The organism is Carboxydocella sp. ULO1 (genome assembly GCF_002049255.1).
Lineage (GTDB): Bacteria > Bacillota.
Window position 1 is genome coordinate 1 of the sequence record NZ_BDLQ01000022.1, and the last position, 1918, is coordinate 1918.

At 51.6% G+C, this 1918-nt stretch carries 3 protein-coding genes; all 3 read right to left on the reverse strand.

The genetic code is table 11. The features are described 5' to 3' along the window. The coding region (sdaAB, locus tag ULO1_RS04740; protein ID WP_079933060.1) for an L-serine ammonia-lyase, iron-sulfur-dependent subunit beta at window positions 1–429 on the reverse strand (429 nt) is incomplete at its 3' end. Between the two features lie 171 nt (window positions 430–600). Then, complete coding sequence (locus ULO1_RS04745; RefSeq protein ID WP_079933061.1) at window positions 601–846, reverse strand: thioredoxin family protein; 246 nt, start codon at window positions 844–846, stop codon at window positions 601–603. 18 nt (window positions 847–864) lie between these two features. Continuing rightward, window positions 865–1812, reverse strand: coding sequence for a permease (locus ULO1_RS04750; protein WP_079933062.1), 948 nt, complete (start codon window positions 1810–1812; stop codon window positions 865–867). Between the last annotated feature and the right edge of the window lie 106 nt (window positions 1813–1918).

Here is a 1918-nt window from a genome sequence, read left to right on the forward strand (position 1 = left end):
CTGACCGGAAAAATCCACCGGGAAGCCCAGCAGATTGACCACCCGGATGTTGCCCCCGCCGATGGAGGAGGCGACCAGATCCACCACCTTACCGCTTTGTCCCCGCACTACCACCTTGACGGTATTGGGGTGCACATCCCCCAGATCGGTTTTGTGGAAGGCCAGCTTGATTTTTGCCTCTTCTGCAAGCTCCAGAGACTGGCGAATTCGCTCATCGGCAGTGTCAAAGCCCAGCAGGCCGCCCACCAGGGCCCGGTCGGTGCCATGGCCCATATAGGTTTCGGCAAAGGAGCCGTGCAGGTAAAAATCCGCCTTAACGGGCGGTTCGCCCAGAACAATCCCGGCCAGGCGGCCAATCCGGGCCGCTCCGGCGGTATGAGAACTGGAAGGCCCGATCATGACCGGGCCCAGTATATCGAAAATGTTCATCATTGTTCCTCCTTCAGGGAAATCTTACACTTGTAGTTTACTGTAGAGAGAGGACGGAGGCAAGAAAAAAGGCCAGGAAACCCTGGCTATTAATCAGCGTTCAGCACTGAGGCTCTCTTTTCCGGCCAGCAAATGGCCCAGATAGCCCCTGGCCGGCTCCGTCAACTCTATCTATACCAGTGCTGATGTAATTAAACTTACTACCTTAGCCTTATCCGGTACCGAACCGGCATGGACCACTTTCTCATTGATCACCAGTCCAGGAGTGGCCATCACCCCGTAAGCCATGATCTGCGGCCAGTCCTGCACCTTGCTCACTTCCGCCTCTACTCCCAGCTCAGCAATAGCTTCCTTGACCAGGGCCTCCAGTTTGACGCAGTTAGCACAACCGGAACCCAACACTTTAATCGACAGCATTCCTTTCACCTCCTCCCTCTACCATAGCCAGTTAAAGAGATAACCCACCAGCAAAATCCCGCTGCCCACAATTGCCACAAATAGCGCGATCAATCTGGGCTTCAGCACTTGTTTCAGGATAATCATCTCCGGCAAACTGAGGGCAGTTACTGCCATCATAAAAGCCAGTACCGTCCCTAAAGCCATCCCTTTTTCCAGGAAAACGCTAACCAGAGGAATAATCCCGGCGGCATTGGAATAGAGGGGAATCCCGACCAGCACCGCCAGCGGCACCGCATACCAGTGGCCGGGCCCGGCATAGCGCAGGAGAAAGTCCTGAGGTACATACCCGTGCATCCAGGCTCCGATGGCAATAGCCACCAGAATATAAAGCCTGACTTTGCGAATAATGTCTTTGACATACCCCAGCGCATACTGGTGCCTTTCCTGCCGGCTCATTTCCTTTATTTCCTGCTGCCCGACCCGAATCTGATAAACATAATCCTGCACCCAGCTTTCCAGGCCCAGCTTGCCGATAACTGTTCCACTGACGATAGCGACCGTCAAACCTGCCGCCAGGTAAGTAAAAGCGATTTTCCAGCCAAACAGACCGAAGAGCAAAGCCAGTGCCACCTCATTCACCATGGGGGAAGCAATCAGGAATGAAAAAGTAACCCCCAGGGGAACCCCGGCTTCAACAAAGCCAATAAACATGGGTACTGCTGAACAGGAGCAAAAGGGAGTGACAATTCCCAGCAAAGCAGCCAGGATGTTGCCGCCAAAGAGGCGACTACCGCTTAAATATTTTTTCGTCCTTTCCGGCGGGAAATAGGAACGCAAATAGGAGATCAGGTAGATAACCACCGCCAGTAAAACAAAAATTTTGACAGTATCATAGATAAAAAAATGCACTGCTTGCCCCAGCGCGCTATCGGCTTTTAGGCCCATTTGCTGAAAAACCAGCCAGTCAACGAAATTTTTCCACAAGTTCCTCACCTTCTTATAAGTATATTATAATATCATTATATCATTAAGAGATGAAAAAATCCAGAGACTATCCTCTGGATTTTTTAGCCCTGAACCTTGACATAAA

What these genes read in the sequence shown, in the direction of transcription:
- ULO1_RS04745 (WP_079933061.1), bottom strand. Translation starts at nt 846, where the DNA reads ATGCTGTCGATTAAAGTGTTGGGTTCCGGTTGTGCTAACTGCGTCAAA.